General features: G+C 66.1%; 20 protein-coding genes. 12 read left to right on the top strand and 8 right to left on the bottom strand.

Annotated features, from left to right (window positions below):
* The first annotated feature begins 78 nt into the window (after window positions 1-78).
* Both AAF604_10815 and AAF604_10810 read left to right on the top strand, forming a co-directional pair.
* Window positions 79-2,874 (top strand): TIR domain-containing protein, encoded by a 2,796-nt coding sequence (locus AAF604_10815; GenBank protein ID MEM7050146.1) that lies wholly within the window; start codon window positions 79-81, stop codon window positions 2,872-2,874.
* A complete protein-coding gene (locus tag AAF604_10810) occupies window positions 2,871-3,464 on the top strand; it encodes a gamma-glutamylcyclotransferase family protein (protein MEM7050145.1) in 594 nt (197 codons plus the stop codon). Before AAF604_10815 ends, AAF604_10810 begins: the two co-directional genes overlap by 4 nt.
* A 9-nt stretch (window positions 3,465-3,473) precedes the next feature.
* Here the strand turns inward: AAF604_10810 and tesB are convergent, their stop codons facing one another.
* From tesB to AAF604_10790, 4 genes are read right to left on the bottom strand one after another with little or no spacing between them, the layout of a single operon-like run.
* The gene (gene tesB, locus AAF604_10805; GenBank protein MEM7050144.1) at window positions 3,474-4,349 is read right to left on the bottom strand and encodes an acyl-CoA thioesterase II; all 876 of its coding nucleotides are present in this window, start codon (window positions 4,347-4,349) and stop codon (window positions 3,474-3,476) included.
* A gap of 50 nt (window positions 4,350-4,399) precedes the next feature.
* A complete protein-coding gene (locus tag AAF604_10800; GenBank protein ID MEM7050143.1) occupies window positions 4,400-4,957 on the bottom strand; it encodes an isoprenylcysteine carboxylmethyltransferase family protein in 558 nt (185 codons plus the stop codon).
* Complete coding sequence (locus AAF604_10795) at window positions 4,954-5,376, bottom strand: hypothetical protein (protein ID MEM7050142.1); 423 nt, start codon at window positions 5,374-5,376, stop codon at window positions 4,954-4,956. The genes AAF604_10800 and AAF604_10795 overlap by 4 nt, the downstream gene beginning before the upstream one ends.
* 19 nt (window positions 5,377-5,395) lie before the next feature.
* Entirely contained in the window at window positions 5,396-5,977 is a 582-nt protein-coding gene (locus AAF604_10790) for a sulfur transferase domain-containing protein (protein MEM7050141.1), read from the bottom strand.
* 97 nt (window positions 5,978-6,074) lie between these two features.
* Between AAF604_10790 and AAF604_10785 the strand changes: the two genes are divergently transcribed.
* Window positions 6,075-6,506 carry a VOC family protein gene (locus AAF604_10785; protein ID MEM7050140.1) on the top strand — a complete coding sequence of 144 codons (432 nt, stop codon included), beginning with the start codon at window positions 6,075-6,077 and terminating at the stop codon, window positions 6,504-6,506.
* A 6-nt stretch (window positions 6,507-6,512) separates the two neighbouring features.
* Here the strand turns inward: AAF604_10785 and AAF604_10780 are convergent, their stop codons facing one another.
* On the bottom strand, window positions 6,513-10,055 hold the full coding sequence (locus tag AAF604_10780; GenBank protein ID MEM7050139.1) for a carboxypeptidase regulatory-like domain-containing protein: 3,543 nt from the start codon (window positions 10,053-10,055) through the stop codon (window positions 6,513-6,515).
* Between the two features lie 270 nt (window positions 10,056-10,325).
* Between AAF604_10780 and AAF604_10775 the strand changes: the two genes are divergently transcribed.
* From AAF604_10775 to AAF604_10755, 5 genes are all read left to right on the top strand, one after another.
* Window positions 10,326-10,757 carry a hypothetical protein gene (locus AAF604_10775; GenBank protein ID MEM7050138.1) on the top strand — a complete coding sequence of 144 codons (432 nt, stop codon included), beginning with the start codon at window positions 10,326-10,328 and terminating at the stop codon, window positions 10,755-10,757.
* A gap of 68 nt (window positions 10,758-10,825) precedes the next feature.
* Window positions 10,826-11,464 carry a hypothetical protein gene (locus tag AAF604_10770; protein MEM7050137.1) on the top strand — a complete coding sequence of 213 codons (639 nt, stop codon included), beginning with the start codon at window positions 10,826-10,828 and terminating at the stop codon, window positions 11,462-11,464.
* Complete coding sequence (locus tag AAF604_10765; GenBank protein ID MEM7050136.1) at window positions 11,448-12,374, top strand: hypothetical protein; 927 nt, start codon at window positions 11,448-11,450, stop codon at window positions 12,372-12,374. The genes AAF604_10770 and AAF604_10765 overlap by 17 nt, the downstream gene beginning before the upstream one ends.
* Before the next feature lie 349 nt (window positions 12,375-12,723).
* Window positions 12,724-13,152 carry a hypothetical protein gene (locus AAF604_10760; protein ID MEM7050135.1) on the top strand — a complete coding sequence of 143 codons (429 nt, stop codon included), beginning with the start codon at window positions 12,724-12,726 and terminating at the stop codon, window positions 13,150-13,152.
* Between the two features lie 173 nt (window positions 13,153-13,325).
* Window positions 13,326-13,973: a hypothetical protein gene (locus AAF604_10755; GenBank protein MEM7050134.1), complete on the top strand. Its 648-nt coding sequence runs from the start codon at window positions 13,326-13,328 to the stop codon at window positions 13,971-13,973.
* Between the two features lie 104 nt (window positions 13,974-14,077).
* Here AAF604_10755 and AAF604_10750 read toward each other — a convergent pair whose 3' ends face one another.
* From AAF604_10750 to AAF604_10740, 3 genes are all read right to left on the bottom strand, one after another.
* Window positions 14,078-14,299 carry a type II toxin-antitoxin system prevent-host-death family antitoxin gene (locus AAF604_10750; protein MEM7050133.1) on the bottom strand — a complete coding sequence of 74 codons (222 nt, stop codon included), beginning with the start codon at window positions 14,297-14,299 and terminating at the stop codon, window positions 14,078-14,080.
* Between the two features lie 166 nt (window positions 14,300-14,465).
* Window positions 14,466-15,470: a multicopper oxidase domain-containing protein gene (locus tag AAF604_10745; protein ID MEM7050132.1), complete on the bottom strand. Its 1,005-nt coding sequence runs from the start codon at window positions 15,468-15,470 to the stop codon at window positions 14,466-14,468.
* Window positions 15,467-16,423, bottom strand: a complete 957-nt coding sequence (locus AAF604_10740) for a multicopper oxidase domain-containing protein (GenBank protein MEM7050131.1) — start codon at window positions 16,421-16,423, stop codon at window positions 15,467-15,469. The genes AAF604_10745 and AAF604_10740 overlap by 4 nt, the downstream gene beginning before the upstream one ends.
* A 294-nt stretch (window positions 16,424-16,717) precedes the next feature.
* Between AAF604_10740 and AAF604_10735 the strand changes: the two genes are divergently transcribed.
* The 4 genes from AAF604_10735 (at window position 16,718) to AAF604_10720 (ending at window position 24,982) form a co-directional block, all read left to right on the top strand.
* Window positions 16,718-19,339, top strand: a complete 2,622-nt coding sequence (locus AAF604_10735; GenBank protein MEM7050130.1) for a GTPase domain-containing protein — start codon at window positions 16,718-16,720, stop codon at window positions 19,337-19,339.
* Window positions 19,224-19,676 carry a hypothetical protein gene (locus AAF604_10730; GenBank protein ID MEM7050129.1) on the top strand — a complete coding sequence of 151 codons (453 nt, stop codon included), beginning with the start codon at window positions 19,224-19,226 and terminating at the stop codon, window positions 19,674-19,676. The genes AAF604_10735 and AAF604_10730 overlap by 116 nt, the downstream gene beginning before the upstream one ends.
* 141 nt (window positions 19,677-19,817) lie before the next feature.
* Entirely contained in the window at window positions 19,818-23,954 is a 4,137-nt protein-coding gene (locus tag AAF604_10725) for a choice-of-anchor D domain-containing protein (protein MEM7050128.1), read from the top strand.
* A 101-nt stretch (window positions 23,955-24,055) separates the two neighbouring features.
* On the top strand, window positions 24,056-24,982 hold the full coding sequence (locus tag AAF604_10720) for a Clp1/GlmU family protein (GenBank protein ID MEM7050127.1): 927 nt from the start codon (window positions 24,056-24,058) through the stop codon (window positions 24,980-24,982).
* The last annotated feature ends 102 nt before the right edge of the window (window positions 24,983-25,084 follow it).

The following is a 25,084-nucleotide window of genomic DNA, read 5'->3' as shown; positions in this document are numbered from 1 at the left end:
AATCTTCTTCAATGTTTCGCGCCGAAAGGAAGGACCCTCAGCGCCGATCGAGGTTCAGCGCGCTTCAGGGATGACTTCATGACGACATCGTCCACTCAACCACCCAGAGTCTTCATCAGCTACGCCCACGGTCCGACTCAGCACATGGAGCGCGTGAAGGATCTGGCCAAGCGGCTCCGCGATAGAGGAGTCGATGCCGAGATCGACCAGTACTACATCTCTCCTGTCGTGCGCTGGCCCGAATGGTGCGCGAGAATGATCAGACGGGCGGACTTCACTCTCCTCCTCTTCGACTCCACCTACTCCCGGCGATTCGAAGGGGACGACGTCGATGGGCAGGAGGTGGTCCGCGAAGGACGGGGAGTGCGTTGGGAAGCCGCCCTGATCAAACAGATCCTCTACGACTCGCCAAGCCAGAATCTGAAGCTCATCCCGACGGTCTTCGATCGCGCCGACATCGGGTTGATACCAGCCGAGATCCGAGGATTCACCACCTTCGATCTCAGCCAAGGAGAAGAATTCGATCGGTTGCTTCTTCACCTCTACGGCCGCCAAGCGGTGGAAAAGCCACCGCTCGGCAATCCGCCCGAGTTCTCTCTTCGATCTCAGAGCGTTCCAGAAGCAACCGAGAGTCAAAAGCCAGCGCCGCTTCACAACCTGCCCGCGGAGGAGCCCCTGGTCGGCCGCGGGGGCGACATCGAGCGGGTCGAGAAGGCGCTGGGCGGCCATCGTCTGGTGACCCTGGCCGCCTTCGCCGGCCTCGGCAAGACCTCCCTGGCCCTCGAGGTCGCCCGGCGCCAGATCGGCGCCTTTGCGGACGGCGTATGGCTCGTCTCCCTGGCGCCGGTGGTGGAGGCGGCGCTGGTGCCGCAGGCGGTGGCGAAGACCCTGTCGATTCGCGAACAGGCGGAGAAGCCGCCAACCCGCGCGCTGGCCGAACAGCTACGCAAGAAGCGGCTACTGATCGTCCTCGACAACTGCGAGCACCTGATCTCGGCCTGCGCCGAGTTGCTGCGCTACCTCCTCGACGAGTGCCCGGATGTCAAGTTTCTCGCCACCAGCCGAGAGCCTCTGAACTTGGGAAAACGCGAAGTGATGCTGGGACTGGCACCGCTCGAAGTGCCTCGCCACAGCGGGCTGCCGCCGCAGGAGCTGATTCGCGTTCCGGCGGTTCAGCTCTTCGTCGATCGCGTTCAGCGGAGCGACGAGGCCTTCCGGCTGAACCCCTCGAACGCGAGCGCGGTGGCGCGCATCTGCCGCCGTCTGGAGGGCATCCCCCTCGCCCTCGAGCTGGCCGCCGCACGAGTTTCGCCGCTCGCCGTCGAGCGGGTGGCCGATCGCCTCGATGATCCGAGCTTCCTGCGGCAGAGCCCACAGGCCGCAGAGAACCCCCACCATGTCACCCTCGACGCCACCCTCGACTGGAGCCACGACCTGCTCGCACCGGCAGCGAAGCGACTGTTCCGGCGGATCGCGGCCTTCCGCGGCTCCTTCAGCTTCGAGGCCGCGGAAGCGATCTGCGGAGACCATCCGCCGACCGGCGAGGGACTCGACGACATCCTCGAACCCTTCGAGGATCTGGTCCTCAAGTCCCTCCTGGAGAAGGACGGTAACGAGCGTTTCCACTTCCTGGAGATCGTCCGTCAGTATGCCGAGCGCCGACTCCGAGATGCCGATGAGGAGCCACTGGTGCAGGCCCGCCATGCGACCTACTTTCTCGACATTGCGGAAGCGGCCAACCAAGAGATGCTCGCCACCGGCCAGAAAGAGCGCCTCCAGCTCCTCGACCAAGAGCACCCGAACCTCCGCGCTGCTCTGCGCGCTGCCGGCGACCGCGAGACGGCTTACCGCCTCGGCATCGCGATGTGGCGCTTCTGGGAGATGCGCGGCTTCTTCCACGAGGGGAGAGGCCGGCTGACCCGGCTGGTGCCGGAGGAGACGCGAACCGATCCCGAGGCCCTGCAGGCGGACGACCGGGTGGAGGACGAGCTGCACTCTTCGGTGCTCAGCGGACTCGGGCTGCTGGCCTATCGCCAGGGAGACGTCGTCGAAGCGAGCCGCTGTTTTCGCCGGGTCCTCGGTTTCGAGCGGCGCCTCGGTAAACCGGACCGGCTGGCCAATGCCCTCGGCGACGTCGGTCTCCTGTCCATGCACCGGGACCCGGACAAGGCGATGGGATATTTCCGCGAGGGCCTCCATCTGGCAGAAGAAGCCAAGGATGACCGCCTGCTGGCGGTGGCCTACAACAACCTCGGCAAGACCGAGCTGTACCGCAAACGCTTCCCCGAGGCTCGCACCCTGCTGAGAGACAGCGTCGCCGGCTTCGAGGCCGCAGGCAACCTCTGGGAAAGCGGCTTCCCCCTGATCGGGCTGGGCAATCTCGCCCTCGAAGAGAACCAGGCGGAAGAGGCAAAGGTCTATTTCGAGAAGGCCCGAGAGCGGCGCCTGCTGGTGGGTGACCGCCGCAACGTCGCCAACAGCTTGCTGGGCATCGCTCGAGCTCATCTCATGACCCGCGACCTGGTCGCCAGCCGCGACACCCTGCGCGAGTCGATTCGGCTCTACGACGAAGTCGATGACCAGGCCTCGATTCTCCGCTGCTGGGAAATCGCCGCCGAGATCGCCGCCCTGGCCGGCGACGGCCCAGCCGCTGCCCGTCTTTCGGCCTTCGCCGAGCGTCGCCGAGAGGCGATGGAAATCTCGCAGCGACCCACCGACAAAGACACCATGGAGACTCGATTGAAGGGAGCCCGAGACCAGATCGGCGACCGCGCGTGGAGCGCCGCCCGGAACGAGGTGGTGGACTGGCAGCGCCGCAACGCGGTCGAGGCGGTTCGCGCCATCACCATCGCCGATGGCGCCGCCGGCCAATGAGCCGCGTCCTGCTGGTGGGCTACGGCACCCTCCTCGACCAGGCCTCCCTCGGCGACACCATCGGCGCGGACCGCGCCGGTACCAAGGTCGCCCGACCGATCGTGGTGCACGACTACCGCCGGCTGTTCAACCTGCGACCCGACCACTACGAAGCGAGCTGTGAGCTCGGCAAGGAAGGCATCGAGGCTGGCGCGATGAATGTCGAGCCGGCAGAGGGGCACCACTTCAACGCCCTGGCCTTCGAGGTCGATGCCGAAGAACTCGACCGCCTCGATCACCGCGAACGCTACTACCAGCGGCGGGTTGAGGCACTGTTCGACTTCGTAACGGGAGAATCGATCGGCGAAGGCAGCCTGTACTCGGCACCGCCCTCGGCGCAGTGGATCGAGCCGGATCCGACCCGCCTGCTGCCGCGCTGGCTCGATGTCGAGCTGGGTCGCCGCGGCGCCTACCGAATCGGTCGGACCTTCGGCGAAGACTTCGACCGGACGACCTTCCTGGCGGACGGTGTCACGCCGCTGGCGACGGCCTACGGCGAGTCTTGGGAGGAGCGCACCCAGCGACTGCTGGCGGAGCTGGCCGCTGAGTAATCCTCTGCCCTAGCCCTCGTCCTCCACGGGCCACATGCGCATCACCCCTTCTTGCGCCACCACCGCCACCAGGGCACCGTCCTGGCGGTAGATCTTGCCGCGGGAGATGCCGCGGCCACCGGAGGCGCTAGGGCTTTCGATCGAGTAGAGCAACCACTCGTCGAGGCGGAAGGAGCGCTGGAACCACAGGGCGTGGTCGAGGCTGGCGAGCTGCAGGCGAGGGTCGAAGACGGAGGTACCGTGGGGCCGGGTGGCGGTGCCGATCAGGTAGTAGTCGGAAACATAAGCCAGCATGGAGCGATGCAGGGCGTCGTCGTCGGGCATGGCGCCGGTGGTCTTGAACCAGATTCTGGCCCGCGGCTCGCGCGGCTCCGGGTCGATGAACTGCGGCAGCTGCACCGGCCGGAACTCGAAGGGCCGATCGTGCAGCAGGTAGCGCGGCAGCTTGAAATCCGAGATCCGGTCGACCAGCTCCTTCTTGTACTCGTTGACGTCGCGCACCTTCTCCGGCGGCGGCACCTGGGGCATCGCCGACTGGTGCTCGAGGCCGTCCTCCGGCACCTGGAAGGAGGCCGCCATGTTGAGGATCGGCCGACCGTGCTGCACCGCCACCACCCGGCGGCTGGTGAAGCTGCGGCCATCGCGCTGACGATCGACCTCGTAGATGATCGGCGATTCCTGGTCGCCCTTGCGCAGGAAATAGGCGTGCAGCGAGTGGACGACGCGGTCCTCCACCGTGTTGCTGGCCGCCGCCAGGGCCTGGCCGAGCACCTGACCACCGAACACCCGATTGGTGCCGATGTCGCGGCTCTGCCCCCGGAAGAGGTTGGTGTCGAGCCGTTCGAGGGTGAGGAGCTGGATGAGGTCTTCGAGAATCGCGCTCATGGGAGAGGGATCCTATCCCGAACCCGCCGTCAGCGAGCGCCCTTTCGGCCCTATTCGCCGGGCCTTTCCACCGCTGGCCAACGCGGCCACCAGAGGGGTACTCGGCGGCGATAACGCTCGTACTCGGATCCGAAGCGCTCGGCGAGATCGCGCTCCTCGAAGGGCCGCACCAGGAAGTGCCAGACCGGCGCCCCGGCGAGGGCATAGACCAAGACACTCCAGGAGCCCAAAGCCAGCGCCACCGCCACGCCCTGCGCCAGCCCCGCCACCACCATCGGGTTGCGCAGCCAGCGGTAGGGTCCGGCCACCACCAGGCGCGCCGGTGCCAGCGGCGGCAGCGGCGTGCCGCGACCGCGGCGCGACATGGTGTAGCCACTCCACAGGCCGAGAGATCCGGCGAGGGCAAAGAGGCCCCAGGGCCAGCCCGGCGGCCCCGGCAGCGCGAATCGCGGCAGGCCGGAGGAGGATTCGAGGCGCACGATCAACCAGGGACAAAGGGCCAGAAAGAAGCCCCAGAAGAGGAACGTCTGAAGCGCCGTCCAGGCCAGGTGAACCGCGGCGGGCCGCTCCGGAGCGGGTCGAAAGGCCAGCCGCCAGAGGGGCTTCACTCGCCCCTCGCCAACCACAGCGTGATCAGCGCCGCCGGCACCATCAGCAGGGGCGCCGCCACGGCGTGCCCGGTGAGCGCCGTCAGAGCGAGGCAGTAGGAGGCGGCGTAGACCATCGCGCCGGCGAGCAGCCACAGAACCGGGCGCCGCCACGGCCGCCTTCGGGCCACGCCCCAGGCCCCGAACAGGCAGGCCGCCACGCACATCAAATCCGCCGGCCCGAAGGCGCCGAGGGCACTCCAGGGCGCCGCCGGGTCGCGGAACGGCTGCCGCCACTCGGGGAGGCTCCACATCAAGATCCACCAGGCGGCGATTCCCAGCCCCTGCAGAATGAGATACGGCACCGCCCAGGAGCGAGCGGCAGACCGCTCTGCCGCGATCTCGTCGCCGGCACCTTCGAGCTGAGCCGTCGGCTTCACTGCGAGATGAGAGAGCCCGTCACTCTCCGGCCGGCAGGCCGAGCAGCTCGCGGACCTTGGGCTCGAGCCGGGTCAGGCCCGAGTCGAGGCCCTTTTCGAGCGCCGCCTCGGGAGCTTCGCCATCGAGCCAGAATGCCTTGAGGGCGAAGAGGGCACCAATGCGATTGCCGCTCCCGCAATGCAGCAGGGCCGGTTTCTGGACCTCTTCGAGAATCTCCGCCAGGGCCTCGACGTTGTCGCGGGTCAGGCCGGCGGCACCGGCGATCGGCAGCTCGACGTAGGACAGACCGAACGCTTCGACCTCCGCCTGGCGCGCTCCGGGCTCGCCCTCGGTGCGCAGATTGATAACCGTCTGGAAGCCCGCCTCCTGGGCCGCCGCGAGCTGGTCCGCCGTCGGCTGACCGCCGGACACCACGCCATCGGCCGGCTGGCGGGCGTTGGGCACCAGCCCCTGCCAGTCGACGGACTCGTCTACCGCGGTGGCGCTGCCGGAGCCGGCGCCAGCCGCCGAGCTCTGGCAGCCGCCGGCGATCAGAAGGAGGATCGAAGCCGCCATCAGCAGCCCCGGAAGGAAACGCGATCGAGGGGTCGAGATCTCCATGGCACAATCCTGCCACAGACCGCATCGGAGCGAGCCGATCGACGCCGTCTCTCAACCCTCGATGGCTCTCGCTCCGGATGTTGTGAAGGGAGGAACGATGAGATTTGCCGCTGCCCTGATCCTGTCCCTCGGCCTGATGCTCTCCATCACCGCCCTCGCCAACGAAGAGGCGACCAGCGCCGAGCTCACCACCATCGCCCTGCGCAGCCACGCCACCGAAGCGATGGTGGCCTTCTACAGCCAGGCCTTCGGCTTCGAGTTTCGCGAGGTCGACACCTTCGGTATCCGGTCCCAGTTCGGCACCCTCGGCAGCTTCACCCTCAAGCTGGTCCCCCTGCGCGAGAACGAAGACTTCGTCAGCTACCCCTCACACCAGCTCGGCTTCGCCGTCGCCGATGTCCGCGCCGTCATCGCGTTGGCGGAAAAGCACGGCGGCCGCCAGGAGGGTGAGGTGATGACGGACGGCGACCAGGTCCACGGCGCCATCCGCGACCCCGACGGCAACACCGTCGAGCTCTACCAGCAGTAAATCGACCTAACCCCCACTGCGCGGCAGCTCGAGGCGCAGGCCGTCGGTGAATTCCCCGGCTCGTACCTCCACCTCGACAGTTACCGTCTGATAGCCGAACTTGAGGGCCTCGAGACGATAGCGCCCGGCGGCGACCCCCTGCAGGACGAAGCGACCGTCACTATCGGTGCTGCCGGCGGGCCCCTGCCAACCCGGCTCGAGCTCGAGGTCGAGGGGCTGAAAGCGCAGGGCGACATCGGCCAGGCTCTCGCCGGAGCCGGAGGCCAGCACCTCCCCGGCGAGGGAGCCGCTGCCGAGATCCACCTCGAGCCGCTTGTCGGCGGTCATCGCCACCAGCTTCGCCGTCTGGGCGCCGCCTCGGGGAGCCGCCACCTCGAGGCGATAGAGCCCCGGATCGATACCGCTGATCTCGAAATCGCCGCCGGAGCGCGACTCCGACGACGCCCGCGCCGGACGGTCCAAGCCCACCAGCACCAGCGACGCCCCGGCCAACCCCTGTCCAGCGTCGAGAACCCGGCCGGCGAGGCGCAAACCGACATCGAACTCGAGGTCGAGCACCGCCTCTTCGGCTCCGGCCTCGATCTCGATCCGGCCCCGCGCCTGGCGCCCCGATCCCGGAAGCTGCGCCGTGACGGTGTAGCTGCCGGCGGCCAGCGGCGCGATGCGATAGCTGCCGCCATAGGCGACCTCGCCGGCTTGGCCGGCGCCGGTGCCGGGCCCGCGGGCGAGAACCTGCACCCGCGGCCAGTCCTGGTCCGTCAGGCCGACCAGATTGCCGATGATCGCGCCGCCGGAGCCGACCTCGAGATCCGGCGCCAGCACTTCGGAGCCGGCCACCACCAGCGGCTCCTCGAGCTCTGCCGGCGCCAGGCCAGCGGTGCGCGCCGTCAGAAGGTACTCGCCGTCCTCGACCGTCGGCAGGTGGTAGGTCCCCTGGGCATCGCTACGGCCGCGGAAGCGCTGCTCGCCAGAGTCGGCGACCACCTCGACGCCGGCCACCCCGACGCCGGCCGCGTTGATCACCCGCCCCCGAATCGCACCGCGGCCCTCGAACACCAGGTCCAGAGAATGCTCGCCGGCGGAGACCTCGAGACCGGCCGTGGTCACCCCCAGGCGATCATGCTTGGCGGCCACCCGCACCGGCCCGGAAGGCACTCCCGGTAGCTCGAAGCGACCGTCGCCATCGCTCACCACGCCGGTCTGCTCGCCGCGCACGCGCCCGACGCCCCGATCGACGAAAACGCGCGCCCCGGCCACCGCCGCCCCGGCCGCCGACGACACCTTGCCTCGCACCAGTGCGCCGCGCTCGAGGACCAGCTCGAGCTCGCCCGGCGGGGCCTCCGGGTCGACCTCGAAGGCCGAAACATCGAGGCGCAGATAACCGCGCGCATAGGCGCCCAGGGAGACCAGGCCGCCGGGCACGCCGGCGAGCTCGAAGCGACCTTCGCGGTCGCTCCGAACCGGTCCGATGCGCACGTCCTCGGCAGCGGCGGCATCGCTGCGCACCGCCAGCGACCCGGCCTCGCCGAGGCGCGCCCAGACCTCGGCCCCTTCGACCAGCTCGCCACCGTCGTTGGTGACGAAGCCCCGCAGCACGGCGGCTGCATCCACCACCAGCACCAGCTCCGCATCGAGCGGAACATCCACCGTGTCGCCGGCACGACGGGCGTAGCCGGGCGCCTCGACAGCCAGCTCGAGGCGCTCCCCGGGGGCCAGGCCCACGAGTCGGAACCTGCCCTGCTCGTTGGAACGCGCCACCGGCAAGGCAAGTCCTTCGAGCGATCGCCGAGCCGCCTCTACCCGAGCCCCTGCGACCGGCCGGCCGCGGCCATCCTCGACCCTTCCGCCAAGCACCGCTTCGGGCTCGAGAGCGATGGTTCCGAGGGCGATCGGACCGTTGCCCGCTCGCAGCTCGACACCGCGCAGCAGCGCCGGCGCAAAACCCGCCGCTTCGACCTGCAAAGTGATCGGCCCGGCGGTCAGATCGCGCAGCTCGAAACGGCCCTCGCGGTCGCTGGCGACGGGCGCCGCCTGACGCCGCCGGCGATCGCTCCACCCCACTCGAGCGCCGGCAATCCCCCGCCCGCGACCATCGACCACCTGCCCCACCGCCATCTGCTCCGCCGCCAGCACGACCGAGAGCGCTGTGCGATCGGCCCGATGCTGCAAGGGTTCGAAGGCCAGCTGCTCGCTGCCGTAGCCGTCCTTCGAGACGGTCAGCCGATAGCCCGCCGCCGGATCGAGACCCGGTAGAGAAAAGCGACCATCAGAAGCGGTTCGCCAGCGCAGCGCCGCGGCGCCGGCGGCCCGCGGCTCGAGCTCCACCAGGGCTCCCGCCAGAGCCTCTTGGCGGCCTGTCACCCGGCCGGCGATGCGGGTCGCCGGCTGCAAGACGATGGCCTGCCTCGCCGGAATACCGGCCTCGAGGGTGGTCCGCACGGTGCGGGCGAGGGAGCCCGCGGCGGTGGCGCGGAAAAAGGGCGCTCCGACCGGCAGTGGTGGAAAAGCGAACTCTCCCCGGGCGTTCGTGCGCACCGCCAGCGCCGGGAGCGCCACCGACCAGACCAGCGCGTTGGCCAGCCGCTCCCGGCCATCGCGGCGACTCACGGTGCCTTGAAAACGGCTCACTGGGGGAAGCTGGCGAGTCACCAGGCCCGAGGACGCCGGGGCGACCGGTGGCAGAACATCCGGCACCCGCCAACCGGCCGGGTGGATCAGCGTCAATGGCGTGCGACCACGCCGCGGACCGGCGAAGGCAGCTCGACCATCGTCACCGGTCACGGCCAGTGGCCAGGCCGTCTCCCCGACCCCGACGACCACCCCCGACACCGGCCGGCCGGCGGCATCGCGCACCTCGACCCGGCGCTCGACGCCCTTCGGCAGCACCAGCCGCGCCGCGGGGCCGGCGACTTCTCCGGTCCGCTGCCAGAAACCCGGAGCCACCGCCCATAAGCCCAGACGTTCCTCGGCTGCCCGCGCCAGCCTCGCCCGGCCGGTGTCATCAGTGACTGCCGTCCGCGGCAGAAACTGCCAGAGCTCGCCGCGCTGCAGGCGCTGAGCCTCGTCGAGGCCGAGGGCGCGCACGTGGGCCCCGGCAACCGGGCGGCCGGACTCATCGACGACGGTGACCTCCGTTCCCTGCTCCCGAACCAGAGCGACCGGCGGCAAGAGCCGATCATCGACCAGCGGCAAGGGAGCGGTTCGCATCGAGATCCACCCCGGATGCTCGAGCACCACCCGCCACAGGCCGCCGCGAGGAACTTCGAGGCGAAAGGTGCCGTCTGCTTGACTCCGACCTGAGACGACAGCTTCGCCGCGCATTCGTCCTCGGCGCACCTCCAGAGCGCGGCGATGGGGATCGACCACCGGCTGCAGGCCGATCGCGACCTCCGCCAGAGGCTCTCCCCCGGCCGACGACACCATGCCGGAAACGGTGATCTCCGCCGCGGAGCTTGGCAAGGCGAACGCGATGGACCAAGTGAAAACAGCGACGAGAGCGCCACTCCAGAGAGACCGCCACAAGACGATTCGATGGGTCGAAGGGTTCATCTCGGTGCTCCGTTCCTTCCATGAAGTCGATTCCAAGCAGTGCGGCACGGAACTTTGTCCAACAGGTCTATAGGTTTCTATACGTACGTCATCGGCAAATGATCTGCTCAAGAAAAATAAACAAGAACTTACGTACGCATGACCCGTATCTAGCCTTAGAAGATGTCCTTCATGGCTGTTTTTGATCGCTCTTCACCCGGGGGCGGCCTTTCGTGGACCGACGCTGCCGGGTGATTTTTCACGGCACCGGTCCACGAGGAGAACAGCACCATGAGTCGAAGCAAGTTCCTAGTACTTCTCCTCGCAGCGGGGGCGATTTTCGCCTTCGTCGCCGTCACCAGCGACGTGCAAGCGTTCGGGAGTCTCGGCGAGAAGATTCGGGAAACGCAAAACACCGAAGAGTTCATCGAGGCCGGCGGCAATCCGATGAGCACCGAGGTGCGTCGCGAGGCCACCGAGTGGCAGCGCGAGTTCACCAACCCGGGCAACGAGTTCCGCCAGGAATTCGAGGAGTTCATCGAGCCGCCGACCCACGGCACCGAGTCGGAGCGCGAATCGGAGAACGCCATCGGTGGCTTCGAGGAGTTGCGTGAGGGTCCGCTGAACACCGGTGGCGGTGGCGGCGGCGGCTGCAACTACTCGGGTGGCTGGTGCCCGCCGAGCTGCATGTCCTGCAGCGGAGGCTTCCCGCCGGCTTACTGATTCCTGATCGACATCGTCGTGTCCGGCCCGCGGGCCGGGCACGTTTTTACTGACCTCGGGAGCACTCCATGAAGATCCAACTCCGATCCCTGGTTGGTTACATAGCCCCCATCCTGTTGATCGCGATCGCTTTCTTACAGATTTATCGCGCCCACGCCTACCGCCAGAGCCCCTGGAAGGGTGGTGGTTTCGGGATGTTTTGCACCGTCGACAGTCCTGGAGCGCGCTACGTGCGAACCTTCATCGTCACCGAAGACGGCCTCGACCTCGAGGTCCCGATTCCGGGCCTCGCCAGCAGCGCCATCCGGCGCCTGCAGGTGATCCCATCCCAACCCCTGCTCGAAAAAGTCGCGGAAGCCACCGCCACCTCGCAGTGGCTGTGGGCGGACTACGATCCGATTGCTCGCTTGTCGGAATCCTCGATCGCTGGGGCGGACACCCTACCCCCGAGAGCCGGCACCTTCGATCCTTCGGGAATCGCCAAAGAGTCCCTGCGCCCCATCGACCAACCGCGAGTCCGCTTGCTGCAGTCGGGCGAGCCCGAGCCTCCGGAAGAAGCCTTCCTCGGCCTTCGATCGGCCCGTGCCGAGCTCTGGCGCATGACCTTCGAGGGCGACACCCACACCCTGCGTTCCGAGCGCTGGCTCAGCGCCCAGTTCGAGTTGCCGCAGGACGACGAGGAGGCGATCCATGTGGCAAGCCGTTAAGGACTTCGCTCTCCGCGCCGAGAAGGACCTGCGCAACATCGACCCCCTCGACCTCGCCCCCCGGCTGACCCTGATCCTGCTGATCCTCTATGCCGGCAACTATTGGTATCTCACCGTTCCCTTGCGCGTCCTGTGTATCGGTGCGCTGCTCTACCGGCCGATCTATCGCAGCGGAGTCTTCTGGTTTCTCGCCACTTGCTTCCTGGTCGCGAGCAACTATCAGAACTGGTACGTGATCGACAATCACAAGTATTTGATGACCTATTGGACGCTTGTCCTGACGATCATCTTCTTTCACCGCGGTACCGAACGGCAGCGCAGCCTGCTGGCGAACAATGCCCGCCTGCTGATCGGCCTATGCATGGTGTTTGCAACCTTTTGGAAGATCATCTCGCCGGACTATCTCGACGGCAGCTTCTTCCGTCACACCCTGCTCACGGACGGCCGATTCGGCAGCGTCGCGGAGGCCGTGGGCGGTCTCGATCCGGAGGACTTCTATCGCAACGATCGCCTCGAGAAAACCTTACTGGTGGGAACTCGTGATCAACGCATCATCGAGCAAGTGCAGCTCGCCAGCACGCCACGGCTCGACGCCACGGCGACCTTCCTCACCTGGTGGACCATTGGCATCGAGGGGCTGATCGGGCTGATCTTCCTCCTACCGGCTCGCTGGGGACCACCGGTGGTCTGGCGCCACGCACTCCTGCTGCTCTTCGCCGTCACCACCTACTCCGTTGCCACCGTCATCGGCTTCGGCTGGCTGCTGATCATCATGGCGATCGCGCACGTCCCGAAAGAAAACCACCGACTGCGCCTGGCCTATGTCGGAGTCTTTTTGTTGATGTTGGTCTACACCGGAAGCTGGGCCTCCCTGCTTCTGCCTCCCTTGAGCCGGATGGGCATTATCTAGCCCAGTTGGCGACCGAGGAGGGTGCCGAAGCGCTCCCCTTCGCCCCTCCTCGCTGACCTTTCCTCCCAAGAGCCGGAAACCGCTCGAAGGCAACGCTTCCTCCCCTTTCGAATCCAAGTTCGGCGCCAATCCGGCGCTGCCTCTAAGCTCCTGCAGGGCCTTTCGCAGTAGCCCTTCCAGCCGTCCAAGCGCCTTGACTCCACCCGAGGCGAACCTCGCGGAGAAACCTTCGGCGAATCAATGCGTAACTAGTTACAGAATAATCCGTAAGCAATTACATACCAGATCTCCTGACTGTGGGCCGGGAGCTCTTGGTCCTTTCAACCCAGCCCACGAGGAGAAACACAGCATGAGACCCAAACAACTCGGTACCCTCCTCCTCGCCGCCGTGGCGATCTTCACCGCAACGGCGATCATTTCGGAATCCCAGGGATCGATCTATCTCGGCGAGACGATCTCTGAAGTCCAACGCTCAGAAGCCTTCAAGGAGGCTGGCGGCGTGCCGATGACGGCCGAAATGCGCTCGGAAGCCAACGCCTGGCAGAACACCGTGACGGCCCTCGCCAACGAGCGGCGGGCGGAATTCGAAACCGCCCTCGAGCCACCGAGCTCGGGCAACGAATCGACCCGCGAAACGGAAGGAGCCGTCGAAGGTTTCGAGGGCCTGCGGGAAGGCCCGCTCGGCTCCGGTTCCGGTGGCGGCGGCTGCACCTACACCGCAGGCTGGTGCCCTCCGAGCTGTACCTCGTGCTCGGGCGGCTTCCCACCCTCTTACTAGGACCCCAGTAACCCTCGCTTCTTCGCTGGGAGCCGCCGTGACTCCCCGAGGAAACGTCGGATCGTCGCCCCCGGCACGTTGGATCCGAGTGCCGGGGGCGAGTAACGCTTCCCGATCGGTCATCGCCTGTGAGGTCAGTACTTTCAGAACTCACATCGATTCGGGAGGAAACCATGAATCAACTTTCCGCCAAGCTGGCGTTGCTGTCCCTACTCGTCCTTTTCGTCCTCTTCACCACCGCCGCCTGCCAGTCAAATCCGGTGCGCGGCAGCAAGACCAACGGCGCCCTGTGTGCCCAGAGCAGCGAGTGCCAGTCCGGCTACTGTGCCGACGGCCGTCGTTGTGCGCCGATGGATTTCACCGGCCTGGCCAATGAGTACTGCCACCACGACAACCACTGTCGCAGCGGCCGCTGTGGCTGCGACAACGGCCTGCGCGGGCCGGACAGCTTCTGCAACAACTGGCGCTCCGGCGGCTCCGGCACCTGCACCGATCGCCGCGACAACGGCAACGACTGCACCAAGAACGAGAACTGCAACTCCGGCCACTGCGCCGACAAGGGCAAAGTCGGCCAGCTCGACTTCTGGACCGGCTCCGGCGGCCGCTGCGCCCCCAACGACGGCACCGGCGCCGCCGGCGCCTACTGCCACCACAACAACCACTGCGCCAGCGGCAGCTGCAACTGCCCCGGCGGCACCAGCTTCGGCTTCTGCGCTAGCTGGGAAGGCTTCGGCATGAACGTCGCCGACACCATCGGCGGCCGCCCCAATCCGCAGAGCATCAAGTTTCAGATGAGCCGCGGCTTCTTCCGCTGCAACTGATGGAGTCGGCTCGGTTCCCTTCAATCAGGAGACTCGATTTTCGCAAGCCTTGGTCGACTCAGCAGAGACGGCGGGGCCTTCGATGGGCTGAGCCGAGTCGGACCTCAGACCTCGAACCGTTGCAGCTCTTCCTCGGGCATAGGAGCATTGAAGTCCTCGGGAACTTCGTAGAGACCGACGTCGCGGCCGAGCAGGCGCGGCGTCGGTGGAATCAGCCGCGCTACAGGCTCGCCTTCGCGGGTGATGAGGATCTCTTCGCCGCCAGCAACCCGCTCGAGGAGTTGGGAGAGCCGGGCCTCGGCTTTCTGGAGGTCGATCTCGAGCATTTTTCCAGAGTAGATAACTGCGAAGCTCAAGTCAACGACTACGGCTCACCGGAAGGATAGGAATAATCCCCGAAAAGAAAACGGCCCACCGCCGAAGCGATGGGCCGTTCGTCCTACGACCACCAGGGCAACGCAGCTCCGCGAGCCGCGCGCCTTCTCTAGCGCCCTACTCCACGGTGTTCGACCAGCGGCTGGTGTTGCCGGTTTCGAAGCCGTCGGCGAAGAGGGTGGGGTCTTCGACCACCGGGGCGGTGGCGGTGCCGAGGATGTTGGCGATGCGCGGGTCCCAGTACTCGACCATGGCGGTGGCGTTGGCCGAGGCCGGCATGGTGAGGATGAGGTCGTAGCGCTCGCCCGGGGCGACCCATTGCTCGGTGACGCCGGCGAGGGTGGAGGCCAGGGGCCGACCGTCGCTGGCGACGACGTCGAAGGCCAGGCCGCCGAGCTTGACCAGGGCCGGCTGGTAACCGACGTTGGTGGCCCGGATGAGCACCCGGTCGCCGGCCCCGGCGGCGATGGCGCTGGCCGGATCGGCGTCGATCTGATTGCCGTCTTTGCCGTTGATCAGGAAGTAATCGGGGCTGTGGCGCACGGTGTTCGAGTCGCTGATCTGGATGCTGTGCCAGGCGCTGTCGAAGGTGTGCAGGTGCCAGACGTATTCCTTGTCGAAGGTCGGCCCGCCGTTCCACACGGTGTCGGTGGAGCCGTCCGGCGGACGCACGATGACGGTGCCGATCATGCCGCGCTCGATGTGCAGCACGGTGTCGACATGGCAGTGGTACATGTAGGTGCCGGCGTGGGGCGCGGTGAAGGTGTAGGTGAAGGGCGACACCAGCCGGGTGTAGCCGTTGACGCGGCCGAAGTCGTCGCCCGGCACCACCGCCGCGACGTAGCCCGAGGTCGGGCCGACGCCGTCGTTGGCCTGGTCGACGTCGAGGCCGTGGAAGTGGATGGTGTGAGGACGGTTCGAGGCCAGGGTGACGCTCACCGTCTGCCCTTCGACGGCTTCGATCACCGGACAGGGCACGGTGCGATCGTTGTTGAAGCCGAGGCCGCTGCCCTCGCGGAAGTACCAGGTGCCGAGGTTGGTGCCGTCGTCCATCTGCTGCATGCCGCTCATCACCACACCCAGGGAAACGATGTTGGGGCCGAGGAATTCGAAAGTTCTCATGGATCGCTCGCCATCATCATGGTCAGGGCGCCGCCCACCGGGTTGGTGTAGACGCCGTTCGCGGTCACGCCGGGAACATAGTGGGTGTGGAGCGGGAAGGCGCCCGCCTGGCTGACGTTGAGCATGACGTCGACACACTCGTCGACGCGCACCAGCACGGTGTCCTTCTCGATCACCGCCGTCTCGATCACGCGGTCGCGGGTGGCGACGTCGACGTGGTAGCCGTGGAAGTGCATCGGGCTCGAGATGGTGCCGCCGTTGATGAAGCGAATGGCGACGTCCTCGCCGGTGGTGATCATCAGCATGGTCTCGGCGTCGTTCTTGGTGTCCGGGAAGCTCAGCCCGTTCAAGAAGAAGTAGTTGGGCTCGTAGTTGTCGAGGTTGTACGAGCCGCCGGCGGCGACGGCCGCGTTGAGGCGGTCGTCGATGTCCTGCATCACCAGGGTGTACTGCTGATCGAAGACCGGCGCCCCGGGGTAGAGCCGGTCGGTGATGCCGGCGGGCATGACCACCAGCGGCCCGGAGAGGCCCATGGCGGTGGCGATGCCGGCGGTGTTGTCGTCACGGTAGAGGAAGCTGCCGGCGGCGCTCGCCGTGAAGCTGTAAAGCCGTGAGCTGCTGGCCGCCACCGTGGCAGTGCCGGTGAGCAGCCCCGGCACGACGAAGTTGATGGCGCGGTCGAGGTTGTTGGTGACGGTGACGTTGACGGTATCGCCGACCTCGGCCATCAGCCCCGAGGCCAAATTGCCCGGCCCGCCGCCGGCGGCGTCGCGAAAGCGCCAGCAGGTGACGGTGCCGCCGTCGATCAGGTTCTTGGTGTAGGCCTCCGCCACCAGGGTGACGTTGATGGTGGCCGCGCCGACCCGCGGCCGCACTTTGGCGAGGGTCAGCCCGGAGAGCGAAAAGGCGGCAGCGCTCCCCAATCCCAACTTGAGAAATTCTCTGCGTTTCATGTGGTCTCCGCGTTGCGTGATCGCGCGGTGAGGATGCGAGGCCCCCGAGCCTCCTGGCTCGCTGCATACTCCGATGCGTCCAAATCGGATCTTACCAGGCGTTGGCCAGGGCCCGCTCCTAGGGCGTCGGCCCTGTCGCGTAGGGCTCACACCTCGGACCGGCACTCGCCATCGCATATACAGTAAGCTCGAAATATCGCGTCGTCGACTCGAAAATAATTCGGACCCTCTGCCCGCCGAGCTGGCGAACCTCGCCAGCGCCCAGGCGCCAAGTCCATCCCGGGAGCTCCTCCAATGCACAGTTCACAGGCGCATCACGCCGCAATCAATGACCTGCTCGAGCTCATCCGCTCCTCCGTCCAGGCAATCGAAGACTTTCCCGATCTCCAGAGAACCCCCTCGCCGCGCCTGGGAATCTCCCTGAAGTCGGCGGAAGCCTTCGAGGAGAAGCGCCGCATCTTCCAAGGGCTCACAGACCTGAGGGTGACCCTCGACAACATCTCGAAGCGGATCGAGATCCCAACCCTGGTCGGTGTGATCGGGAAGTACAGCAGCGGTAAGTCGTCCTTGCTCAACGCCTTCTTCCACCACATTTTCGCCGGCGAGCCGCCGGAAGAGCTGCGCCGGCAGGTGGGTGCGACCAGCGTCGACACACGCTTCACCTACATCACCCACTCGGGCGATTCCGGGCACTTTCAGGAAAGCAAAAACCTGGATGTCACCACCGTCGACCACCCCTTCTTCCAGGAGCTCAACTTCATCGACACCCCGGGCACCGGCTGGGAAGCCTTCACCGAGCGAGGAATCAGCAATCTCCTGAGCGCCGCCGACGTCATGCTGTTTCTGTTCAAGCCCACCGAGGTGCTGGACGCCCTCTCCGTCGAGGCACTCGCCGTGAAGATTCGGTATTTTCCCGAGACTCCGACAATTTTCGTGGTCACCGGCGCCGATCAGTACACCGAGCAGCTCGACTGGTCGACCCTCGACCTGCAGCGCTTCGCCGACGACCTGAAGGCTGCCCGCAAGAAGCTCGAGCAACGCGACTGCCGAGACGAAGAAGAAGCCCGAGCCCGGGACCTGGTGGTCAAGAACATCGATTTTGCCGTCGGAGGAAATACCTTCCTGGTCGACGCGAGGTACCGACATCGCACCGAGAAGCTCCTCCGCCACGTCCAGGAGACCTTCGGTTCGGAGCTCAAGAAGAGCCAGAAGCAGCAGCAGCTCGACCAGCAGATCCGGTCCGCCTACCGGCGCTTCAGCGAGCTCGTGGCGCGTGCCGAGCATCACATCAGAAGCCTGATGAGTTTGCTCAGCCAGATGTCCAACACGGTCATCAAGGCCGACGTCTCGCGTTTCAAGTCCACCGCCATCGCGAGCGCAGGCGGCGCCCTATCGCGCAAGGCACACACCCAGCTTTCCCAACATCCCCTGAACCTCGAGGTGTCCCATCTTCGCCCCATCGAGCCCCTCGCCCTCGCCCGCGGCTATAAAGCACCGGAGCTCACCCTGTTGAACCGACACCTCGAAGACCTCCGACAGGGACGCCGCAAGGAAGGCTTCGAGCTCAAGAAGCCGGCCCTGCTCTTCAACGCGCGAGATATCGAGACCGACATCGAGAATCTGAAGCTGACCCTCATCAAGGCCATCGTGAGCAGCCTTGACGCACGCTGGGAGTCCGCCGCCGTCTTGGCGAAGCTGGTCGACCTCCGAGGCCAGGGCAACGATCTCGAAGAGCTCGTCCGCGATGCGTTCGACTCACTCCCCCTCGCGGACCTCGTCGGCGAGTACTCCGAAGAGCGCGCCCTCTACCTGGCAGGCCACTTCGACGACGCAGCCCTCGGCGCCGCCGCCTACTACGACGGCGCCGACATCAAGAAAACGATCTTCAACCGCCATGCCGAGCTGATGGAGAACATGAGCCTGAGTCTGCCGCAGAGCATCAAGAGAATCCTGCGATACGGCAACATGGCGGCCGAGTCGGCCAAGGCCTACGTGAAGAGCAACTACGATGGACTGGCGACGCTCACGCGGCAAAGCTCGGCCAGCTTGAAGTCCGAGTCGTTCAGGTACCTGAACGACTTTGTCTACTTACCGACCAAGGAAGCACTCGACTTCCTCTTCGCAGACGGCGATGGCGGCCCCCGGTCCACCGATGAGTTCCTGATCGCCGAGATGGCGCCGGAACCCACCTATCAGTTCGACTCCGAGGAGAATCTCCGGTCCGTCATCGAGCCGATCGAAGGCGTGGCGGCTGACTTCGTGCGGGAGGTCGAGCAGGAGAAGAGCACCTGGCAGAAAAGACGCGACCGCCTAGAGGCGGACTCGAACCTTCTGATCGACAGCTCGCGAAAGACCTCGGGCCAGCTGAAGACCCTGCGAGCCCAAAGCAGCGCGCGGATCCAGGCAGCGCGCAAAGCTGGCATCGTTCGTGCCACCCAGATCTTCGGGGAGTACCGGGAGGGTGTGAGAAAGCTCGCCCGAGACCGCCAGAACCTCATCGAGGACGCTCTGGCGAGCGCCAAGAAAACGAACAAGCGGAAAGTCTTTGCAAAGTGGGCGACAGCGGTCGCTGGGCATCGCTGGTGCGATCCTGCAACTCGTCGTCACCGTAGGCTCCTGGGACGCTGTCACTTCGGACCTGCAAGAGCTCGCCGTCCCGGCCGCCATCGTTCTGGTAGCCGCCTTCGCGGCGACCTGGGCCCTCAACTCCCTTCTCCACCAAAAAACCATCTACCAACGCCTGCTCCAAGTCACTTACGAGGCGCAGAGGAACCAGCTGACGAGAGAGATCGCCGAGGCCATGGCCAAGGCGAAAAGCCAGCTCTCATCCGTCCTCAAGAAGCAGAACGATGCCCTGCGTTCGGACCTCCAGGAGGCTCACGACAAGATCATCGAAATCTGCGACAGCACCAATAAGCAACTACTCCCGAGCCTCGACGAGCAGGTCAAAGCCGCTGCAACCCTGACCTTCGACACCAGCCAAGATCTGGCAGAGATCGAAGCGCGCATGATCCAGCGCCTGCTGGATCGAATTCATCGGCGAATCAACACCACCTACTCGGAGGTCGAAGACCACTTCACGAACGCCTTCCAGGACCAAGTCGACCGCACCAGCGACCACTACATCCAGCGCCTCGAGAAACACATCGAGCGCTATCGGGACACCTTCGAGAAACTCTCCGACCTGCGAAGAACCGCTCTCGCCAAGGAGTCGCAGCTCGGCGAAGCGGTGCCTTCGTCCCACAGCGCCTGATTCCCGAAGCAAGCCCGTGTAGAGACTCCAGCCGCTTTCGGCGCGTTCTCCTCAGAAGCCGAGCCAGCCCGGCTCGGTCCGCGCGAGGGTCGGGCCACCATGGACCGACCTTCGCTTGTCCATCTCCGGAGAAGGCACCCCATGAAAAGACGGCTCTTGCTTCTCGCCCTACTCCTCGTCGCGGCCCTGCCGGCCAGCGGCCAGATCCAGTTCGAAATGGAATCCACGGTGGTTCCGAACGGCACCCTCCACGACTTCGGCAGCGGCCCCGAAGGGGTCGACCGGACCTGGCGGGTCACGCTGCGCAATGTCGGCGTGACGACCATCGACGTGACCCAGGTCTCGATTCTCAGCAACAACCTCGATCCGGGACGCTTCACCGCCGGCAACTTCGATCTCGGGGTCTTTCCGCCGGGTGACACCGGCGGCTTCGACCTGACCTTCGAATCCACCGACACCGGCACCGTCACCAATGAGATCTCGCTGGTGGTCGGCGGCATTCGGGCCTATGAATTCGACGCCCGAGCCACCGCCGCGACGCCCATCGGACCGGTGATCGAGCTGCGCCAGAACGGCGCGGTGGTGCCCCAGGGTTCGACCTTCGACTTCGGCGACACCGGCGTCGGCCAAGCCCTCGAGCGCACCTTCACGGTGACCAATGTCGGCGACCTGCCGCTCTCGGTGGCGCCCATCGCCCTGGTTCGTCACGCCAACGATCCGGCGAGATTCTCGGTGACCGACAACCAAGTTTCGAACGTCGCTCCGGGCGCTTCGGCGACCTTCCGGCTGCACTTCGATGCCGCCGCCCTCGGCAGCGTCACCAGTGAGGTGGAGCTCTTCGTGGGAGGGATTGCGCGCTACGAGTTCTTCGTCACCGCGGAAACCCGCACCTCCGACTTCGGCCTCAGCCTCGGCCCGCCGGTGCGCACCATCCTGCCCGGCCAGAACGCCTTCTACACCGCCACCATCACGGGCCAGTTCGGCTTCACCGGCACGGTCACCTTCAGCATCAGCGGCCTGCCGGCGGCGACCACCGCCCGCTTCACCCCCAGCACCGTCCAGGGCAGCGGCACCACCGAGCTCAAGCTCGACACCAGCACCAACACGCCGCTGTCGGATAGCACCTTCACCGTCACCGCCACCTCCGGCGGCGTCTCGCGCAGCGCCACCAGCCGACTGGTGGTCACCAGCGGAGCGGACTTCTCCCTCGCCGCCTCGCCCGGAAGCCGCAGCGTCGAGCGCGGTCAAACCACCCTCTACACGGTGCAGGTGGAGCCGAGCAACGGCTTCTCCGACGACGTCACCTTGTCTCTCGCCGGCCTGCCCGCCGGCGCCACCGCACGCTTCACGCCCCGAACGCTGCAGCCGGGGGACACCTCCACCCTCGAGGTCTTCACCAGCGCCAGCACCCCGCTCGGCACCCGCACCCTGACCGTCAGCGGACGATCCGGCGGCAGAACCCGGACGACCATGGTGGGTCTCGAGGTCACCGAAGAACCGGTCCAGGGCGCAGCCCCGGTGATCCTCGGTCTCGAACCGGAGAGCATCGTGCACGGTGAGACCCACATCATCACCTTGACCGGCAGCAATTTCCACGGCACCACCCTGTCGATTCCGAGCGATTCGCCGGACCCCAGCCAGCCGATGAATCGCGTCTTCCCGACCGCCACCATCGAGAGCATCAACCAGGCAGGCACCGAGATGCGCGTGCTGGTGGACGCCACCGACACCCGCATCCTCGACTTTTACAACCTGCTGCTGTCGAACGACGCCGGTGAAGCCGGCAAACCCTTCCGGGTGCTACCGGTCGGCCCCTTGGTGGACGCCTGGACGCCGGCGGAGCCGATGCTGGGCAACGCCTACGTGCTGTCGATCGTCGGGCGCAATCTGCGCCACGCGACGGTGTCGCCGAGCCTCTCCGGCCGGGTGCGGATCTTCAGCGTCGACAACGGCCGTCAAGACCGCCTCAACGCCCTGATGGAGGTGCTGCCAGGCGCAGCCCTCGGGCCCCTCGATCTGGTGGTGCGGGATCCCGCCGGGCGAACCATCTCGCTGCCGATCGAGGTCACGGCGCAGGGCGCAACCACCCTGTTGACTCGCAATCTTCTCGTCGAGCAGGGCATCACCACGCCGCGCAGCGGAGGCAGTCCGCAACCGGCCCTCTACTTCCAGGACTTCTCGATGCGTCACACCGAGCTGACGGTGGCGAGCGCCGATGACGTCGTGGTGCTACACCCGGATCTCAGCCCCAGCGAGGACCGCGTTCTGGTGGCTCCGGAAGGGGACAATCGAATGATCTTCCCCGGCATCATCTGCAGCATTCCGATCGACCTCGCCGAGTTCCACTGGCAGGTGGCGGTGGTCTTCGACCCGGACACCGGTCGCATCGGCGACACAGTGCTGCAAGGGCTCAACCTCGGCGACCGGGTCAATATCGGGTCCTTCGTGCTGTCCTTCTTCCTCGACATCGATCTGGTCATCCGCTTCCGCTGCGACTTCCGCGGCTGGAGCTTCCCAATCTTCTGTCTGCGCATCACTTCGGCACTGGAGATCCCGGGGCGCGCCGGCTTCGCCTTCCAGATCGACTTCTGCTCCGGCGGTGGCGGCGACGAATTCACCTCTGGAAGCACCGACACCACCACCATCGTCGGCGGGCCCTGCGCCGAGGTCACCCAGCAAGGCCCGCCCTCGGAGGGGCTGACCTTCGCCCAGGTCGAGCAAAACGACTGCTGCGAGCAGCCGATCGGCGTGGCGGCCAGCGGCACCAGCTTCACCGGGTCGCAATACTTCATACCATTCAACATATCGACACCCAACGCCGGCACGACAACACCGGGCGAAGGGTGTGGGATGGAGCCCTGCATGGTGACCTTCGATCAACCCAGGGCCTGTATCGTCAACTCGAAGATCCAGAGCTTCAAGGCCGAAGGCATGCCGGCCAATGGCAACTATTCTTGGCAGGTGGTGCAGGGCGGTAACCGGGTCGCCATCGAAGGCCCGACAGACACCGACAGTGTGCGCCTGCGGGGCAACGCCGTCAGCCAATCGGCCGACGACATCGAGCTCGAGGTCGAGTACACCGATCCCACCGGAACGACCTGCCGAAGCTCGATCGACCTATCGGTCGTCGATGTCGATCTCAATTGGAGAGGCTCGGGGCGCACCGACCCGATGAATGCGGCACTGAATACGACGGCGACGCATTTCGGAATGCCGAACCTGGGTCCGGTTGCATTCACCACTCACCCCGGAACCATCGGCTGGTTCAAGAACATGGAAATCAAGGCGAGGGTTACTCCTTGTGATCCCAACCTGCGTTGCGAGTTCGATATCAGAAGAACCCGCCAGGGAGTGATCGGAACGATCCGGAACGACTCCTTCGTCCCCCTGCGGGGCCATTGTCCGCAAGGCAATTGTTCGGACGACATCGACCACAACGATGGCACGGTTGATGAGGATCTCGTCCTCGATGGTCCTCCGGGTTGCGGACTCTTCTCCATTGACACTCCAGGATTCGGAACGGAGCCTTGCGCCGGCGCAGGCGGCCCATACACCCTGCTCAACTGCCTGAACTTCGACGAATGGTTGCGGGTCGACGGTCAAATTGCGGGTGGGATTCAGAAGTGGTCCGCAAGCACACGGACCTTCTGCAATGGTCAATACTGGACTGAAAGCTCGGAAGGTACGGGAAATCAACTTGTCCAGAATTCACCCTTGGCCTGTGTCGTCCCATCAAGTCCGGGAATCGCAGAATCACCCTTCAATCTCTCGGAGGCGCTGAGCCAGCTCGTCTCATCGAACTGGACGATTCGGCACTCTGGAGCCGCGACGATCTACGCCGCGCTCGCCAGCGGAAAGATCACTGCCTCTGATCGACAGGATCTCCTGAACCAGTTGCGAATCATCGCCAGCAATCCCCACTACCGCGGTCAGCAACCGTTCTCACGGCCCCTCTTGGCCATCAACCTGCTGGGCGAGCTGCAGGACGAAAGCTCCATTCCGTTGCTGATCGGTCGCCTCGAGGAAGAGTTCCGACTCTTCGGTCTCATCGAGGAAGATGAACTGACCGCGGCCGCCGCCGCGCTGATCAAGATCGGCCCGGCCGTCATCGAGCCCATCCTCGATCGGGCCCAGACGGCGAGCGCGAGCGAATGGGAGCTCTGTGAAGCGGTGCTCGCCGGCATGGAGGATCCGGCCGATGTCGAGGAGGCAGTGGAACGCCGCATCCTCGGCGCTACGGTCGCCGAGATGGATCGCTTCGTGCCGCTGATGAACTGACCGCTTGAGTTAACCCCTCACCGACGGCCGGCTTCCAGACCCTTGGGAGCCGGCCCGCATCCCCTCCCTCGCCTGGGCCAGGGCAATGCTATGTTGCCGCCATGAGCTCCGCGGCGCGCATTCACCCGGCGAGCGCCTGGCACGAAGTGCTGGGCCGTCTCGAACGCGGCACCATCCTGGTGCTCGGCACCCCGGCCACCGGCAAGACCAGCCTGGCGCGCTACTTCGTCGGTCAGTTACGTCGCGGTCTGGGCCGCATCGCGCTGCTCGACGGCGACTCGGGACTGCCGGCGATCGGCGCCCCGGGATGCCTGAGCATGGCCTTGACCAATCCCTGGATCGCCCCCGCCGCCTCGGTATTTCTCGGCTCGACCGCCCCGGATCAGCGCCGCGCGCCGAGCGTCGCCGGCCTCGCCATGCTGGCGCGGCGAGCTCGCAAGGCCGACGCTCGCACCTTGATCGTCGATCTTCCCGGCCTCGCTGGCTCAGCCCATCGCGAGCTCGCCGTACAGGCGATTCGGGCCCTCGAGGCGCGCCAGGTGATCGCGCTGCAAAAAGGTGAAGAGATCGAGCCGCTGCTCGACTTCCTTTCCGACTCCTGCCAGATCTACCGGCTGCCGGTGTCGCCGAGTGCCCGGCCGCGCAGCGCCGAGGATCGACGCCAGCGGCAAGACGGCCGCCTGCGGGCTCACTTCCTTTCGGCCGAGGTCCGAGTCCTGCCCCGCCGCCAGCTTCTCGGCCGCGATTGGGACATCTCGTCGGTCCTCACCCGAGAGCCGGAAATCGGCACCGTCCTCGGCCTGATCGATTCCGAGGGCTTCTGCCAGGGCCTCGGCCGCCTGCAGGAGATTCACGAAGACCGCTTCGAGATTCTCACCGCAGTACCGGCGGAGTCCTTGCGCTGGGCGCAGGTTGGAGACTTCCGGCTCGACGAAGACGGCGCCCTGGCGTCTTCCTGGATCGCTCCCCAACGACCCGTCCCAGGGCCATCCTCGCCCGACACCAAGCTCGACTTCCTCGACGGCTAGCAGGCTGCTGAACAAGTCGCGAAGCGACTTGTTCAGCGCCTGCTGTTTGTTTCAGGGGGGCTAAAGGCGCCCCCCTCAGGCGCACGCACATGTCGTGCGCCT

Source organism: Acidobacteriota bacterium (assembly GCA_039028635.1).
In the GTDB taxonomy this organism is placed as follows: Bacteria; Acidobacteriota; Thermoanaerobaculia; order Multivoradales; family JBCCEF01; genus JBCCEF01.
The sequence above is the reverse complement of the archived record's forward strand: the minus strand, read 5'-3'. Positions and strand labels throughout refer to the sequence as shown.